The sequence below is a fragment of the Pseudomonas sp. ENNP23 genome, assembly GCF_001728945.1.
Lineage (GTDB): Bacteria > Pseudomonadota > Gammaproteobacteria > Pseudomonadales > Pseudomonadaceae > Metapseudomonas > Metapseudomonas otitidis.
In genome coordinates, this window is sequence record NZ_LYSP01000001.1 from 212,433 (window position 1) to 229,223 (window position 16,791).

General features: G+C 66.0%; 11 protein-coding genes. 4 read left to right on the forward strand and 7 right to left on the reverse strand.

What is annotated here, in order from left to right:
- Nucleotides 1–6 precede the first annotated feature (6 nt).
- The 7 genes from A9G05_RS00885 to pilG form a co-directional block, all read right to left on the reverse strand.
- Nucleotides 7–1,026, reverse strand: coding sequence for a chemotaxis protein CheB (locus tag A9G05_RS00885; RefSeq protein ID WP_069559181.1), 1,020 nt, complete (start codon nucleotides 1,024–1,026; stop codon nucleotides 7–9).
- Nucleotides 1,019–8,932, reverse strand: coding sequence for an Hpt domain-containing protein (locus A9G05_RS00890; protein ID WP_069559182.1), 7,914 nt, complete (start codon nucleotides 8,930–8,932; stop codon nucleotides 1,019–1,021). The genes A9G05_RS00885 and A9G05_RS00890 overlap by 8 nt, the downstream gene beginning before the upstream one ends.
- A gap of 9 nt (nucleotides 8,933–8,941) precedes the next feature.
- Nucleotides 8,942–9,802 (reverse strand): protein-glutamate O-methyltransferase CheR, encoded by an 861-nt coding sequence (locus tag A9G05_RS00895; protein ID WP_069559241.1) that lies wholly within the window; start codon nucleotides 9,800–9,802, stop codon nucleotides 8,942–8,944.
- A gap of 62 nt (nucleotides 9,803–9,864) precedes the next feature.
- On the reverse strand, nucleotides 9,865–11,910 hold the full coding sequence (locus A9G05_RS00900; protein WP_069559183.1) for a methyl-accepting chemotaxis protein: 2,046 nt from the start codon (nucleotides 11,908–11,910) through the stop codon (nucleotides 9,865–9,867).
- A 193-nt stretch (nucleotides 11,911–12,103) separates the two neighbouring features.
- Entirely contained in the window at nucleotides 12,104–12,640 is a 537-nt protein-coding gene (locus tag A9G05_RS00905; protein ID WP_069559184.1) for a chemotaxis protein CheW, read from the reverse strand.
- Nucleotides 12,641–12,683: 43 nt separating this feature from the next.
- A complete protein-coding gene (gene pilH, locus A9G05_RS00910) occupies nucleotides 12,684–13,049 on the reverse strand; it encodes a twitching motility response regulator PilH (RefSeq protein WP_003458790.1) in 366 nt (121 codons plus the stop codon).
- Nucleotides 13,050–13,096: 47 nt separating this feature from the next.
- Nucleotides 13,097–13,504, reverse strand: a complete 408-nt coding sequence (pilG, locus tag A9G05_RS00915) for a twitching motility response regulator PilG (protein WP_021218373.1) — start codon at nucleotides 13,502–13,504, stop codon at nucleotides 13,097–13,099.
- A 265-nt stretch (nucleotides 13,505–13,769) separates the two neighbouring features.
- Between pilG and gshB the strand changes: the two genes are divergently transcribed.
- The 4 genes from gshB to ruvX all read left to right on the forward strand — a co-directional run bounded on the left by gshB (nucleotide 13,770) and on the right by ruvX (nucleotide 16,781).
- Entirely contained in the window at nucleotides 13,770–14,741 is a 972-nt protein-coding gene (gshB, locus tag A9G05_RS00920) for a glutathione synthase (RefSeq protein WP_069559185.1), read from the forward strand.
- A gap of 87 nt (nucleotides 14,742–14,828) precedes the next feature.
- Nucleotides 14,829–15,722 (forward strand): energy transducer TonB, encoded by an 894-nt coding sequence (locus A9G05_RS00925; RefSeq protein WP_069559186.1) that lies wholly within the window; start codon nucleotides 14,829–14,831, stop codon nucleotides 15,720–15,722.
- A gap of 46 nt (nucleotides 15,723–15,768) precedes the next feature.
- Nucleotides 15,769–16,338, forward strand: coding sequence for a YqgE/AlgH family protein (locus tag A9G05_RS00930; protein WP_069559187.1), 570 nt, complete (start codon nucleotides 15,769–15,771; stop codon nucleotides 16,336–16,338).
- The gene (ruvX, locus tag A9G05_RS00935) at nucleotides 16,338–16,781 is read left to right on the forward strand and encodes a Holliday junction resolvase RuvX (protein ID WP_044403573.1); all 444 of its coding nucleotides are present in this window, start codon (nucleotides 16,338–16,340) and stop codon (nucleotides 16,779–16,781) included. The genes A9G05_RS00930 and ruvX overlap by 1 nt, the downstream gene beginning before the upstream one ends.
- Nucleotides 16,782–16,791: the final 10 nt, after the last annotated feature.

Consider the following 16,791-nt stretch of genomic DNA (forward strand, 5'->3'; position numbering starts at 1 on the left):
GGCGCCTCAGGCGCACTGCTCGGCCAGGTGGTTCACCAGCGCCTGGGCCAGCTCGCGCGGGTCGGCACTGAAATTGCTGTAGCCGCCTTCACGCAGGCTGTCGGGCATGCTCGAACAGACGCAGCTCTCGGCGCGCTGGGTCCAGATCGGCGCCCCCTGGCGGCGCACGTAGGCGGCGGCAGCGCTGCCGTCGCTGCCCATGCCGCTGAAGGCGATCACGCCGCACTGCTCGCCGAAGTGCTGGGCGAGGTTGAGCATGATCTGGTCGATGGACGGGCTATAGGGCTCGGGCCAGGGACGATTGCCCATGAGCATCGCGCCGTCTTCGGCAAAGGTCAGCTCCTGGGCGATCGGTACCACCACCACCTCGCCGGCGCGCACGCGGTCGCCGGGGCGAGCCAGGTTGACCGGCCACTGGCTGTGGCGGCCTACAGCCTGGGGCAGGATGCTTTCGAAGGCGGGATCGATGTGCTGGGCGTAGAGGAAGCCCACCGGCAGGCCGCCGGGCAGTGCATCAAGGAAGGCCTTGACCGCTGCCGGACCGCCGAGGGATGCCGCCAGCAGCCAGACCTGGCGAGCCGGCTCGCCAGCCACCAGCGGGGTCTCCGCCAGGGAACGCGGCAGGTCCAGACGCGCAGGGCGTTGGGCTTCGACCATCAGCGCTTCCAGGCTCGGGCCGACCGCCACGGCGGGGTCTCCCACCAGGCGCTTGAGCTTGCCGAACAGGCGGCGCTCCCAGCGCGGGTAGTTTTCCGAATGGCGCTCGGGGGCATGCCCTTCACCGAACAGCACCGGGGCGCTGGCGCGCTCCAGCAGGCTGTCCACCAGCGGCGAGTCTTCCGACTGGGCCAGGTCCACCAACCAGAGGTCGGCGTCACAGGCGCTCAGGGCGTCGTCGTCGAGACGGGCCGGGTCACTGTTGAGGATCACCTGGTAGCCGTTGCCGACCAGCGCCTGCTGCAGCACATGGCGCTGCAGCGAGGTGTCGGCGATGACGGCGATGCGTGCAGAGGTCTTCTCAGTCATGTCCCTTGACCAGTCGCTGGATGGTTTCAAGCAGCAGGGACTCCTGGTACGGCTTGCCCAGGTAGTCGTTGACGCCGATGGCCATCGCCCGCTCGCGGTGTTTCTCGCCGGTACGGGAGGTGATCATGATGATCGGCAGGTCCTTCAGGCTCGCGTCGTGGCGTACCAGGGTGGCCACTTCGAAGCCGTCCATGCGCGGCATTTCGATGTCCAGCAGCATGACGTCGGGGCGGTGCTCCTGCAGCTGGGCGATGGCATCCACCCCGTCCTTGGCGGTCAGCACGTTCATGCCATTGCGTTCCAGCAGGCGGCTGGTGACCTTGCGCACGGTGACCGAATCGTCCACCACCATGACCACTGGCGGGCGGTCGTGGTCCAGCTCCGCCGGCAGGGCGGCCTGGCTGGTGGTGCGCGGCAGCATCTGCACCTGGTGCGCATGGCGCGCACGAATGGTCGCCAGCAGGTCGAGAATCACCACCACGCGGCCGTCCCCGAGGATGGTGGCACCGGAGATGCCCTGCACCCCGGCGAACTGCGGGCCGAGGCCCTTTACCACGATCTCGCGGGAGCCGGCCAGGGCGTCCACCTGGACGGCCACGGCGTGCTCGGTGGAACGCACCAGGATCACCGGCAGCGGCAGGCTCTGGCCCACCAGCTTGGGATGCTGGCCGTTGTTCAGCAGGTCGCCCAGGTATTTCAGCTCGTAGGCCTGGCCGGCGTACTCGAAGCGCGGCGCGTCCGGCTGGTAGTAGGTCTCCAGCTCATACGGGGAGACCCGCACGATGCCTTCGATGGTGTTCAGCGGGATGGCGTAGAGGTCCTCACCGGAGAGCACCATCAGTGCACGGTTGACCGACACGGTGAACGGCAGGCGGATGAGGAAGCGCGAGCCCTCGCCCGGGGTCGACTCGATGCTCATGGAGCCACCGAGCTGCTTGACCTCGGAGTGCACCACGTCCATGCCCACGCCACGCCCGGAGATCTGCGTGACCCTTTCGGCGGTGGAGAAACCGGCCTCGAGGATGAACTGCAGCACCTCGTGGTCGGAAAGCTGGGAGTCGGCGTCCATCAGCCCGCGCTCGATGGCCTTGCGGCGCACGGCGTCGAGGCGGATACCGCCACCGTCATCGGCCAGGGTCAGGAGAATGTCGCCACCCTCGCGGCCCAGGGTCAGGCGGATGGTACCGGCGTCGGGCTTGCCGGCGGCGCGGCGCAGTTCGACCGGCTCGATGCCATGGTCGACGGCGTTGCGCAGCATGTGCTCCAGGGGCGCGACGATGCGCTCGAGCACGGTCCGGTCCATTTCGCCCTCGGCGTTGCCGACGAGGAACTCCACCTGCTTGCCCAGCTCGCTGGCCACCTGGCGCACGATGCGACGCAGGCGCGGTACGAGGCGGTCGAAGGGCACCATGCGGGTGCGCATGAGACCTTCCTGAAGCTCGGTGTTGACCCGTGCCTGTTGCAGCAGCAGGGTTTCGGCGTCGCGGTTACGCGCCGCCAGGGTTTCCTTCAGGTCCAGCAAGTCGGACGCGGACTCGAACAGCGCGCGGGAGAGCTGTTGCAGCTGGGAATGGCGGTCCATTTCCAGCGGGTCGAAGTCTTCGTAGCCGGCGCGCTCGGCCTCGGCCTGGTAGCGGCTGAGGATCTGCGCCTGGGTCTCGGTGTCGAGACGACGGAGCTGGTCGCGAACCCGCTCGATGGTGGATTCCATTTCGCTCAGGGTGAAGCTGAAGTCGCTCACCTGCTGCTCGACACGGCCACGGAAGATGGACGTTTCGCCCGCCAGGTTGACCAGGCCTTCCAGCAGGTCGGCCGGCACCTTGACCATTTCCTGCGGCGCACGACGCGCGGCAGCGTCCTGGGCGGCCTCCTGGGCCTTGAGCACGAACGGCAGGATCTTGTCTTCGCTCACTGCCACCGGTAGGGCGCTCGCCGCCACGATAGGGGCTGCGAGGGTCGGCTGGGGCATCGGCTCGGGAGCCGCTTCGGCAGTTGCTTCAGGCTCGTCCGCAAGGCTGGCATCCAGGCGCTGACGCAGTTGGTCGAGCTCGGCCTGCAGGCCTTCGAAGCCGGACTGCACGTCGAGGAACAGGCTCTCGGGCCAGGGCGCGCCCTGTTGCAGCGCTTCGGTCAGGTGCTGCTCCAGGTCGTGACTGAGGTCGCCCAGGCGCTTCTGGCCGGCCAGGCGCGCACCGCCCTTGAGGGTGTGCAACAGGCGCAGCAGGTCGTCGATCTGGGCGCTGTCGTCACGCTTCTCTTCCCAGCGGCCAATGGTGCGCTCCATCGCTTCCAGCAGGTCATCACCCTCTTCGAGGAAGATGTCGAGGATGTCGGCTTCTGCTTCCTCGTCCTCCACCACCGGCGCAGCGGCTACAGGCTGCAGGTGCACGCTGGAGGGCATGCTGAGTTGTTCGTCGGGGTTGGCACGGAAGCGGCGGATCGCGTCGATCAGCACACTGCCGTCCGGTACCGCGCGCTTGTCACGCACGGCTTCGAGCATCTCGGCGAGGCGGTCATGGCAGGACTGCAGCAACCCGAACAAGGTCGGGCTGGCGCGCAGGCGGCCGCCACAGAGGCCTTCGTAGAGGAACTCCAGTTCGTGGGCGAGGTCGCCGATCTCGCGGATCTCGGCCATGCGCGCACCACCCTTGAGGGTGTGCAGGTCGCGTTGCAGGGCCTCGACTTCCAGCAGGTTGTCGACGTCCTCCATCCAGCGCTGCAGGGCGTTGCCGGCGCTTTCGATGATGTCGAAGCCTTCCTCGAGGAAGATTTCCACCAGTTCGGGATCACGGTCATCGAAGGCGCTGTGGACCGGCTCGCTCACCACGGGAGCCGGTACAACCGGCTCGACCGGGGCTGGGGTCTCGGCCACCTCGGGCAGCGCCAGCTCGATGCTCGGCTCGTCGTCCACCTCCGGCAGCGCCGGGGCTTCATCCACCGGCAGCCATTCGGCGTCCAGCTCGGGCTCGGGCTCGGGCTCGGGCTCGGGCTCGGGCTCGGGAGAAAGTGTGGCTTCGGCTTCGGCTTCGGCTTCGGCTTCGGCTTCGGCTTCGGCTTCGGCTTCGGCTTCGGCTTCGGCTTCGGCTTCGGCTTCGGCTTCGGCTTCGGCTTCGGCTTCGGGGGCAGGCGAAAGGTCGCCTTCGGTCTCGTCAAGCAGCCAGGCATCGGCCTCGGGGCTTTCTACGGTCTCGGGCGCCGGCTCGTCGGCCTCCGGCAGGGGCAGTTCTTCCAGCACCAGCGGGATGTCGGCGTCAGGCTCGTCGAGGGCCGGCAGCGGCAGGACGTCATCGTCCAGCTCAAGCAGGCCGGCATTCAATTCGAGGGACTCTTCGGACACCTCATCCGGCAAGGCAGGCGCTTGCGCCTCTGCCGGCGGGACGATGACTTCGTCAACCGGGGCCTCGGCCACCGGCGCGACGGGCAGGCTTACCGTACCGCCTTGGCGAAACGCGCGAATCGCCTGGATCAGCGCCTCCGGGTTACGCAGCGGCTGACGGGCCTGGAGCTGGTCGAGCATCACGGCCAGGTCGTCATGGCTGGCCTGGAGCAGGCCGGCCAATGCCGGGGAATGGTTGAAGCGGCGGTCCACCAGCCCTTCGTAGAGGGACTCGAGTTCGTGGGCGAGGTCGCCGATGGGGGCGATCTCGGCCATGCGCGCACCGCCCTTGAGGGTGTGCAGGTCACGCTGCAGCGAGTGCAGCGGCGCGTGATTGTCCGGCTCGTCGAGCCAGCGTTCCAGCGCCTGGCCGGCGCTTTCCAGGATGTCCACGGCCTCTTCGAGGAAGATGGAGACCATCTCTTCATCGAGGTTCTCGTAGGCCAACGGTGCGGTAGCCGCTTCGACGGCTGCGGCAGGCTCGGCGACCGGAGCAGACATCGGCTCGATGGCCTCATCCACCAGCTCCGGCAGGGTCACCTGCTCAAAGGCCGGCACTTCATCCAGCTCGGGCAGCGGCGGCAGTGCGGCGTCGTCCGCGGGCGGCAGCTCGGGCTCGGCGGCAGGCGGCAACACCTGGTCCTGCTCTTCGACCAGCAGCCCGGTGTCGCGATCCATGTCCAGCAGCGCGAGGGCTGCCGGGTCGACGGCCTGCTGGAGCAGGTCGCGCAGGGCCTGGACCCGCTCCGGTTGAGGCGTGACCTGAAGGGCCGCGGCGACCTGGTCCATCATGCTGATCAGCGCTTCGTGGGCCCGCTCGGCCTCGTCGAAGAAGCGTTCGCTGACCGGCAGGCTGCCTTCCTCGACGGCACCGTAGGTGTCCAGCAGGGCTTCGCAGAGTTCTTCGATCTGCGGCAGCTCGGCCATCTCGGCACCTCGGCCGAGGGTGTTCAGCTCTTCCAGCAGGGCGCCCAGTTCCTGGCGTTCGGAGGGGTGCTCGCGCCAGCGGCGCAGCAGGTCCTCGGCATCCAGGAGGATGTCCATGCCTTCGGCGAGGAAGATGGAGATCAGTTGCGGGTCGCGCCCGGACTGGCCCTGCTCGCCCAGGCGAGCGGCTTCGGCGGCGCCGATACGCTCGGCGTGCAGACGCTGGACGCGCTCGAGGAAGGCCTCGGTCCCGGGGATCGGGCGCAACGGGGCAGTTTCCAGTTGCTCCAGGCCGATGCGGAAGAGCTGCTCGGCATCGCGCAGCAGTTCGGCATCCACCAGGTCCATCTGGATCAGGTTGGTCTTGTACTCCTTGGCCAGTTTCTCCAGCGGCATGGCGATGGCGGCGATCGGCAGGATGCCGGCCATGTGTGCACTGCCCTTGAGGGTGTGCAGGGCGCGCTGGAGGTTGTCGGTCACCGGCTGCGGCAGGGACTGCGAACAATCGGCAAGGAAGCCGACGAGGGTTTCCAGATGGGCTTCGGCCTCGTTGCGGAAGATGTCCAGCAACTGCGGGTCGAGCGGCTCTTCATCGGTCGACGCGCTGTAAACAGCGGTCGGCGCGGCCACTTCGGGCTGAGAAGGAAGCTCGCCCACGGGCTCGGCAGCCTGTACGGAGACCGGGGCTTCAGATTTTGGGAGGCGCTGCCCCTTGGCCAGGGCGTGCGCCTCGGCGGCCAGGTGGTCGACATCGTCACGCTGGCGCTGGGCCTTGGCGGCGAATTCGTCCACCAGTTGTGGCAGCAGGGCGACCACGTCGTTGACCACGCCCTTGACGTCTTCATCCGGCTGGATGCTGCGGTCGAGCACGCGGTTGAGCAGGTTCTCGATGGACCATGACAGCTCGCCGATGACCAGCGCGCGGACCATGCGGCCGCTGCCCTTGAGGGTGTGGAAGGCGCGGCGGACTTCGGTCAGCGCATCCTTGTCGTCGGTGTTGGCGCACCAGCGCGGCAGGTAGTCGCCAATGGTTTCCAGCACTTCGCCGGCTTCTTCGATGAAGACCTCCAGCAGTTCGTCGTCCACCGGCTCTTCGTCGGCAGGCGGCGGCAACAGGCTGGGCGGAACTTCGCCGGCGGGCGGGTTGATGGGCTGCACCGGGGCGGCCATGACATCGGCCATGGACAGCGCGCGGGGCGCTTCCTCGACCGGGGCAGCGACGGGCGCCAGCGGAGCGGAAGGCAGGTCGACCTCCGGCAGGTCGAGGCCGCTCAGTTCCACGTCGTCCCAGTTGGGGGTGGATTCGGGCAGCGGCGCGAGGCTGAGGGGCTCGTCCAGCATCGGTTCGAGAGGCTCGGCAGCCGGCAGCGGCTCCAGTGCCTCGAGGTCGAAGGAGGCGAAGGGCTCGTCGGCCGGCTTGGGCTGATCGAGGGATTCCAGCTCCAGCGGGGCGTCGAGGCTGAAGTCGATGACGTCGGGCGACTGGGCCTCCGGCTCACCGAGGTTCCAGTTGTCATCGGAGACCAGCAGCGTCGGCGCATCATCGGCCTTCAGCTCGGTGGTCTCGAAGCTGTCGAGGGTGCCCAGCTCCAGGGGTTCGTCCAGCAGCGGCTGCGCATCCAGCTCGGGCAGCGGCTCCAGTTCGGGCAGTGCGTCGAAGGCCACCGGCTCGGCGCTGTCCAGCGGTTCGAGTTCCGGCAGGGCATCCACCAGTGCGGGCACCTCTTCCACCGGGGCAGGAACCTCGGCGAAGCCGGCATCGAGCGTGATTTCCGGCTCGACCGGCAAGGGTTCGAAGGCCAGGGGCTCGACCGTCGCGGGTGCTTCCTCGGCGAGAACTTCGATTTCCTCAACCGGGTCGGCCAGCGGGGCGGGTTCTTCGGTCTGGAACTCCGGAAGATCGAGAATGGAGGGCTTGGCCTTGAGCGGGTAACCCAGGTTCTCCAGGCTCTCCTCGGCCACGTCGAGGATCATGTCACCTTGGGTGGCATGGTCTTCGGAGAGGCGCTCCAGGTAGTACTCGACGCTGGTGATGGCGTCGGCCAGGGTATCCAGGCTCTGCCAGTTGGGCACGGCCTTGCGGGCCAGGAGCTGTTCCTGGATGTAGCGGTTGCAGGCTTCCAGCAGGGCGGCAGCGCGTGCCAGCGGGATCATCGCCAGGCCGCCACGGACCTGGGTCAGCAGATCCGGTACGCGGGCCAGGTGTTCGTGGTTCCACTGGGACGCGATGAACTCGATGATCGCGTCCTTGGCCTGTTCGAGGCCGTTGCGCGCTTCCTTGATCACCAGTTGATGAATCTGCGCCACGTCGGTGGTGGGCAGGTGGCTCTCTTCGCTGGAGCCATCATCGGCCGGGCCGACCATGCCGGCGAGGGTTGCCTCGACGTACAGCAGGGCGCCGGCGACATCCATGAGGACAGCGTCGTTGGGCTCGCGCTGGCCGAGGGACAGGCTGTGGATGACGTCGATCTGGTCGAGAATGACCCGGCGCGGCTGGCCGAAACCGAGCACGGCGAGGGTGTCTGCGATCTGCTTGAGGGGCGCGAGCAGGGCATCCAGCTCGGTGACGCCGCGGCGGTCGCTGCGCACGAAGATGTCGAGGCTGTCCTTGACGCGGACCAGCTCTTCGCAGAGGGCGGTGACCACCGAGCGCATGGCGTCGCGGTCGGGGCCGGCCAGGCGGGCGCGCTCCTCGTCCACCACGTCGGTGTCGGGCAGGGCTTCGTCGAGGCGGTACTGCTCCTTCAGGGCACGGATGCGCGGTGACTGGGCCGGGGCCTTGGCGATGTAGAACAGCAGATTCTTGACCAGTTCGTCCGGGGCCGGCTGGTTGATGCCATCGGCGCCCTGGTCGACCAGGCGCTTGAGCTCCTTGTCGATCTGACGCAGCAGGGTGCGGACGGAGGTGCCGTTGACCACGCTGCCATTGGCCAGGCCTTCGACCATGCCGGAGGCGATGGGCCACAAGGTACCCAACGGGGCCTCCTTGCACAGCGATTCGAGGCGGGCGAAGACGCGGGCCATGTAGCCGAGGTTGGTGGCCAGGTCCTGGCCACGGATGATTCCCACCAGGGCCATCTGCAGCATCTGCCGCAGCTTGCGCAGCAGTACCGGCAGTTCGGCGGTGCGCATGCGGGCCAGCGCATCCACCGAGAGTGCGGGGGTGCGGCTGGAGAGATCAGGGGAGAACAGGCTGGTTTCGGACAGCAGCTTCTCGCCACGGGCGGCGCGCAGGTCGTTGAGCAGCGGCAGGACGACCATGGGCAGGTCGCGGCGTGCGCTCTGGATGCGATCCAGATAGACCGGCAGTTGCAGGATGGCCTGCATGAGCACTTCCAGGGCTTCGCCCTGGTTGGTCACGCGGCCTTCCATCAGCGCCTGGGCGAGCTGCTCCATTTCCTCGGCGAGCAGGGCCGCGCCGTAGAACTCGACCATCTGCAGGGTGCCGTGGACCTGGTGCACGTAGGTCTGGCAGAAACGCATGCGCGTCGGGTCCTGGGTGTTCTCGACGAACGCCTCCAGGGCCTGGCGGGCCTGCTTCAGGGTTTCCGCGATCTCGCCCTTGACCCACTCCAGGGCGACATAATCGTGCCGATCACTCATAGCCGTCTGCTATCCCTTCCGGGTGAATGCCAGAACCTGATCGTCGGCCACCGGCTCCAGGTCCGGATGGTGCCAACCAACCACTTCACCGACGCCGATCACCATGAGCCCACCGGGCGCCAGGCGCTCGGCCAGGCGATTGAGGATTTCACGGCGACGCCAGCGGCGGAAATAGATCAGCAGGTTCTGACAGAAGATTACGTCCATGCCGGACATTGGCGCCTTCGCCAGTTCCAGCACATTGAGCCGGGCGCAACACACGCGCGCGGCCAGGCTCTCCACAACTTTGAAACGGCCATCGCCCAGAGACTGGAAGTAGCGCTCGCCCATGTCGCCGTCCAGGTGCTCCAGGCGCCGGGCGCCGTACACCCCCTCGCGAGCCTTGTTCAGCGCGCTGAGGCTGATGTCGGTGCCGGTGACACCAAAATAATCGGGCCGCTCGCTGCCCATGAGGGCCTCGGCGGCCGCAATGGCCAGGGAATACGGTTCTTCGCCACTGGAACAGCCGACGCTCCAGAGGGCGAGGGGGCTGTCCAGCCCCCTCGCGACGCGCTCGCGCAGGTAAGTGCAGAGCAGGTCGAACGAGGGGCCATGGCGGAAGAAACGGGTTTCCTGAACGGTGAGGCGGTCCAGCAGGGTCGACCATTCGACGGCACCACGCGGCCCGTCGGTGACCTGGCGGAAGTAGAGGGTGTAGTCGTCTACGCCCAGCTCACGCATCCGCGCGGTTAGGTTGGTCTGCAGGAACGAGCGTCGCTGCTCGTTGATGACCACGCCGGTGCGTTCCTCGAGCAGCGATTGCCAGTCATGGAACTGCGCGGGGGTCATATCGGCCATGGGTTTCAAGGCCCACACGCCGCCAGGCTGCATGCTGTCGTGCCTCTCGCTCATGGCCGTTGCGCCGCAGCCTCAGGCTGCGGCACCTCCCTTGTTCAGGCCCGGTCTGCGTCCGGCAGGTTGAAGCCGGATACCGACTTGCGCATCTCACTCGCCATCTTGGCGAGGTTACCGATGCTCTTGGCGGTTGCCGTGGTACCGGCGGAGGTCTGCGAGGTGATCTCCTGAATGACGTTCATGGTGTTGGAAATGTGGCCCGCGGACGACGCCTGCTGGCGCGCCGCGTTGGAGATGTTCTGGATCAGGGCCGCGAGGGTCTTGGATACCTTCTCGATCTCCTCCAGGGCCACACCGGCGTCCTGCGCGAGGCGGGCACCGCGTACCACTTCGGAGGTGGTCTGCTCCATGGAGATAACTGCTTCGTTGGTGTCGGTCTGAATGGTTTTAACCAGGGCCTCAATCTGCTTGGTCGCGGCGGAGGAGCGTTCTGCGAGGCGCTGTACCTCGTCCGCTACCACGGCGAAGCCTCGACCCGCGTCGCCCGCCATGGACGCCTGGATCGCGGCGTTCAGTGCAAGGATGTTGGTCTGGTCGGCGATGTCGTTAATCAGGCTCACGATGTCACCGATCTCCTGGGACGATTCACCGAGACGCTTGATTCGCTTGGAGGTGTCCTGGATCTGCTCGCGGATGTTGTCCATGCCGGTGATGGTGTTGTGCACCACTTCGTTGCCCTTGTTGGCGATGGCTACGGAACGCTCCGCTACCGCGGAGGACTCCGAGGCGTTCGCCGATACCTGGTCAATCGACACGGCCATTTCGTTGATCGCGGCGGACGCACCGGCGATTTCCTGGGCCTGGTGCTCGGAAGCCTCGGCCAGGTGCATGGCGGTGGCCTGGGTTTCCTGGGCAGCGGCGGCTACCTGCACGGCGGTCAGGTTGATGGTCTCTACCAGTTCGCGGAGCTGGTCGATGGAGTAGTTGATCGAGTCCGCGATCGCACCGGTGAAGTCCTCGGTTACGGTCGCTGCTACGGTCAAGTCACCGTCTGCAAGGTCGGCGATCTCGTCGAGCAGTCGCAGAATCGCAGCCTGGTTACGTTCGTTCTTCTCGGCGGTCTCGGCCAGACGCTGGCGGGTGGTCTGAACCATGACCAGGCCGATCAGGATGATCGAGCCCAGTGCCAGGGCACCGAGGACGTAACCAGCCAGGGTGTTCAGGCTGCGGCCATCGGCCTGTTCCTCGAAGCCGGCGGCCAGTTGGGACGCTTTGTCCAGCAGGGTCTGGGAGCCGGTGAAGATGGTGTTGGCGGATTCGCGGACCTGGAAGAGTTCGGGCGAGGTTTCGAGAATCTCGTCCACGGAACCGGAGACGAACTCGAACAGTTCGGAAATCTCCTGCAGGCGCTCCAGGGCCTCACTGTCGGTCACCTTGGTGATTTCCATGGCGGCGTTGCCTTCGAGCATCGCGTTCAGTACGCGGCCGAACAGGCTGGCGTCGCGACCGAACATGTCGGCAGCCTGCACGGAGTCCTGATCACCGGCCAGTACCTTGTTCACGGAGCCGAGGATCCGTTCGGCCAGCAGCGACTGACGCTGGGCCACGGAAACCTGGGCTGCGGGGGCGCCGCTTTCCAGCAGGATGTCCACGACTTCCTCGTACTCGACCTGCAGCTGCGGGATGGTCTCGGCGAGGGTGCCGGCTACCTGGTGCAGGGAGAGTACGGTCTGCTCGCTGGCCAAGATGGCGTCGGAGTTCTGCCTCAGGCTGTTCCAGTCGGCCTGCACGGCATCCATCTCTGTCTTCACGGCCTCGGGCGCCGGCGGCAGGCCGGTCTCCGCGTCGCCGCTCATCAGAATATTCCAGCGTTTCTCGAAGTCGTTGCGCGCTTCCTTCAACAGAACGAAGGCCTCGGGCTTGCCCGCCGCCGCTTCGGTGGCGTTCTTGGCGATACGCTGGGACAGAACCCGCAGCTCACCGGAGTGGCCGAGGTATTCCTGGTCGTGGTTCGCCTGCGTGTTGAGGTACGCGAAGTTGGCGAACAGCAGCACGATGGAGACGATCAGGACCACGAAGAGTCCGGCGATCAACGTACTGCTGCGCGCACCCGCGAGTAGATTGCCTGCGTTCAGTTTTTTCATTATCGGGCCCCCGCCTGGACCAACTACACAACGATTTCCATGTAACGCCAAGGGCCGGTATAGACCGGCCCAACCGTGGATCAACGGCACACGATGGTGCCTGGGTCAGCCGGAGACACTGCACTCCGACCGATCGGACCGCCCCTCCCGGAAACGGCCCTGCGCGCAGGCCCGAGAGCCTGCGCGCTGGGAACTAGACCGCGACGTCCAGGAACACCTGGTGCTGGGCCAGCGCATGAGGGCTGAACACCAGCCAGGGATGCTCACGCTGGAACACGCCGTGGATGAATGACTGGATATTGGCTTCGAGCGGCGGCAGCTCCTCGGAGAACGAATCCACCGGGAAGTGCTGCATACCGAAGACTTCGTCGACGATGAGGCCGGCGAAGATTTCCTGATGGTCCACCACCAGCACCCGGCGCTGCTTGCGCAGGGATGACAGCTCGCCGCCGAAGAATCCGCACAGGTCCATGATCGGCAGCAGCCGGCCACGGACGTTTGCGACGCCCTTGACCCAGGGTTTTACCCCCGGAAGCAAGGTGTAACGGGGCTCGTGGAGCACCTCGCCCACTTCACCCATGGACGCCACGAAGAAGCGCTCACCCATGCGGAAGCCGATCCCACTCCAGGTCTGGACCGTTTCCTGCTGGGCGGGCAAGCCCGCCGCCAGGGCGCGGCAGCGCTGGTCGATCTCGAGGAGTATCTGGAATGGGGTCTTTGCATCCGACATGCGGGGCTGAGCCTTCTTCTAGGACTTCACGGTGCTACCGGCATCAGCCGGCCAGCACCGCGTTAAGGGTTTTCAGCAGCGTGTCTTCATCGATCGGCTTGGTCAGGTAATCCTTCGCGCCCTGGCGCTTACCCCAGACCTTGTCGGTTTCCTGATCCTTGGTGGTGACGATGATCACCGGAATGTGGCTGGTTTCGGCGTCCTTGGTCAGCTGACGAGTCGCCTGAAAGCCATTGAGGCCGGGCATGACGATATCCATCAGCACGGCATCGGGCTTTTCCTGGCGAGCCAGGGCGACGCCATCGGCGCCATTTTCCGCCTTAAGTACCTGATGACCATGTTTTTCGAGCATGGCGGTCAGCTTGTACATTTCGGTCGGCGAGTCATCAACAATCAGAATACGAGCCATGTTTGTCCCCAATACGGAAAGGCACTTCCAGCCACACGGGCCGGACTTCAGGAGGCTTGTTCCACCGGGGTGAAATCAGGCACATGGGTCTTGATCGCGCCGAGCAGTTCTTCCTTGCTGAAGGGCTTGGTGAGGTACTGGTCGGAACCGACGATGCGACCCTTGGCCTTGTCGAACAGGCCGTCCTTGGAGGACAGCATGATCACCGGGGTGGATTTGAAAGCACTGTTGTTCTTGATCAGGGCGCAGGTCTGATAACCGTCGAGACGCGGCATCATGATGTCGACAAAGATGATGTTCGGGTGTGTGTCCGCGATCTTGGCCAGAGCATCGAAACCGTCGACAGCCGTGATGACCTCGCAACCCACCTTCTTCAGCAGAGTTTCAGCGGTGCGACGAATCGTCTTCGAATCGTCGATCACCATCACCTTCAAACCCTCGGAATGCTGTTCCATGTTCGCCCTACCATCGCCTCGGTGAGTCGTTATTAGCTTCGTTCAGTGCGCCTGAGGCCCTGTCAGCGACGGGCTGCGACCCAATCGTCGGGCCTTTTTAGCACACTCTCCAGACGCAAGCCAGAAACCGCCTACGCCATGGATTTGCCAGTTCGTACGGCGAGGTTTCCCTTGACCGCAATCGCCTCCAGCGCCACCCTGAGCGCCTCTTCCGGGGCCCGATCGAGGCCCCTTCTTCACTTCACGAGTTGCGGAGACACCACCCATGAGCGTTCGCCTCGGGATCGTCATGGACCCCATTGCGCAGATCAACTTCAAGAAGGACAGCTCCCTGGCCATGCTTCTCGCGGCCCAGGCTCGTGGCTGGTCCCTCTTCTATATGGAGCAGCAGGATCTTTACCAGGCAGCAGGCGTAGCCCGTGCCCGCATGAAACCACTCGAGGTGAAAGCCGACCCTACGGGCTGGTATGTCCTCGGGGATGAGCAGGACACCCCGCTCGCCGACCTCGATGTGATCCTCATGCGCAAGGATCCGCCCTTCGACAACGAGTTCATCTACTCCACCTACCTGCTGGAGCAGGCCGAGCGCGCCGGCGTGCTGGTGGTGAACCGTCCGCAAAGCCTGCGCGACTGCAACGAGAAGTTCTTCGCCACGCTCTTCCCGCACCTCACCCCGACGACCCTGGTGAGTCGACGGCCCGACATTCTGCGCGAGTTTGCAAAAGAGCAGCGTGACATCATTCTCAAACCCCTTGATGGCATGGGCGGTTCGATGATTTTTCGTCACCGCGAGGGCGACCCGAACCTTTCGGTGATCCTGGAGACCCTCACCCGCCACGGCGCCGAGCAGATCATGGCGCAGCGCTACCTGCCGGCAATCGTCGACGGCGACAAACGTATCCTGATGATAGACGGCGAACCGGTACCTTACTGCCTGGCACGCATTCCCGCTGCCGGCGAGACCCGCGGCAACCTCGCCGCCGGGGGGCGGGGCGAAGCCCGCCCGCTGACCGATCGGGACCGCGAGATCGCTGCTACCGTCGGTCCGGTACTGCGGGAGAAGGGCTTGCTGTTCGTCGGCCTCGACGTGATCGGCGACCACCTCACCGAGATCAACGTCACCAGCCCGACCTGCATCCGCGAGATCGACGCCGCATACGACACCCGCATCGGCGAACGCCTGATGGACGTCATTGCCACCCGTCTGGAGGCGAACCAGAGCAAGCCGCAAGCTTGACGCAGTCAACACCTTGCAGCTTGCGGCTTGCAGCCTGCCGCCCCAGTTCGGCAGACTGCGCGCCACTTTGAGCAGACCCGATGTGCGATGAACGCAGCCGCTGACCTCCCTCGCTTCCCCTCCGCCAGCGTGCGCCCGGCGGACAGGCTCGGCTTCACCCTGTTCCTCGCCGCGGTGCTGCACATCGCGCTCATCCTCGGTGTCGGCTTCACCTTCAGCGACCCCAGCCAGATCAGCAAGACGCTGGAAGTCACCCTCGCCACCTTCAAGAGTGACGAGAAGCCGAAGGAAGCCGACTACCTGGCCCAGAATGACCAGCAAGGCAGCGGCACCCTGGAGCACAGGGACACGCCCAAGACTACCGAGCAGGCGATGTTCCAGGATCAGGAGATCCGCAAGGTCACTCCGCCCGCCGCGCCCCAGCAGACCCAGCGCCAGGAAGCCCCCAAGGCGGCCATCGCCACCACTGCACCCAAACCGCAGAAAACCCCGGTCAAGCGCGAGGAAGCCAAGCCCGAGCCTGAGACCCCGCCGGCCCCGATATTCGACAGCGCCCAATTGTCCTCCGAAATCGCCAGCCTGGAGGCCGAACTGTCCCAGGAGCAGCAGCGCTACGCCAAGCGCCCGCGCATCCACCGCCTCAACGCGGCCTCGACCATGCGTGACAAAGGAGCCTGGTACAAGGACGAATGGCGCAAGAAGATCGAACGCGTCGGCAACCTCAACTACCCCGAAGAGGCCCGCCGTCAGCGCATCTATGGCTCGTTGAGGTTGCTGGTATCGATCAACCGCGACGGCACCCTCTATGAAGTGCAGGTGCTGGAATCCTCCGGCCAGCAGGTGCTGGACCAGGCCGCCATGCGCATCGTCCGCCTTGCCGCCCCCTTCTCCCCGTTCACCGGTGACCTGGCCGACATCGACCGCCTGGAAATCATTCGCACCTGGCGTTTCGAGCGGGGCGACAGGCTCTCCAGCAACTGAGCCGGCACCCTTGAAGCCGGCGGCGCGAAGATCGACACTAGCGCCCATGAAAAGTACCGCGCCCAGCTACCTCAAGCACCACTTCCTGATCGCCATGCCCCACATGGACGATCCCAACTTCGCGCAGACCGTCACCTACCTGGTCGAGCACAACGACCAAGGCGCCATGGGGCTGGTGATCAACCGCCCCAACGGCCTCAGCCTCGGTGACGTGCTCGAACAACTGCGCCCCGACGACACCGCCCCCGCCCACTGCCAGAGCCTGCCCATCTACGCCGGCGGCCCCGTGCAGACCGACCGCGGCTTCGTCCTGCACCCCAGCGGCCTGCAGTACCAGGCCACCCTGGACCTGGGCGACCTAGCGCTGTCCACCTCCCAGGACGTGCTGTTCGCCATCGCCGACGGCCGCGGCCCGCAGAAGAGCCTCATCGCCCTTGGCTATGCCGGCTGGCAGGCCGGGCAACTGGAGGCCGAGCTGGCCGAAAACGCCTGGCTCACCTGCCCTGCCGACCCGGCCATCCTCTTCGACACACCCAGCGACCAGCGCCTCGCCGCTGCCGCTGCACGGCTGGGGGTCAACCTCAACCTGCTCACCAGCCAGGCCGGGCACGCCTGATGGCCGGCCCGACAACCGCACCCCGCCTGCTCCTCGGCTTCGACTACGGCACCCGCCAGATCGGCGTCGCCGTCGGCCAGGCCGTCACCGGCCAGGCCCGCGAACTGTGCGTGCTCAAGGCACAGAACGGCGTACCCGACTGGCAGAAGGTCGAAGCCCTGATCAAGGAGTGGCAGCCCGACGCCATCGTCGTCGGCCTGCCGCTGAACATGGACGGCACCCCCAGCGAGATGAGCGAGCGCGCCGAGAAGTTCGGCCGGCGCCTCAATGGCCGCTTCAACCTGCCCGTCTTCACCCACGATGAACGCCTGACCACCTTCGAAGCCAAGGGCCACCGCCTGGCGCAGGGCCAGCGCGGCGGCTACCGCGAACGCCCGGTGGACGCCCTGGCCGCCGCCCTGCTGCTGGAAGGCTGGCTGGCCGAGCACCCCGGACACGACTAGCGAGGAACGC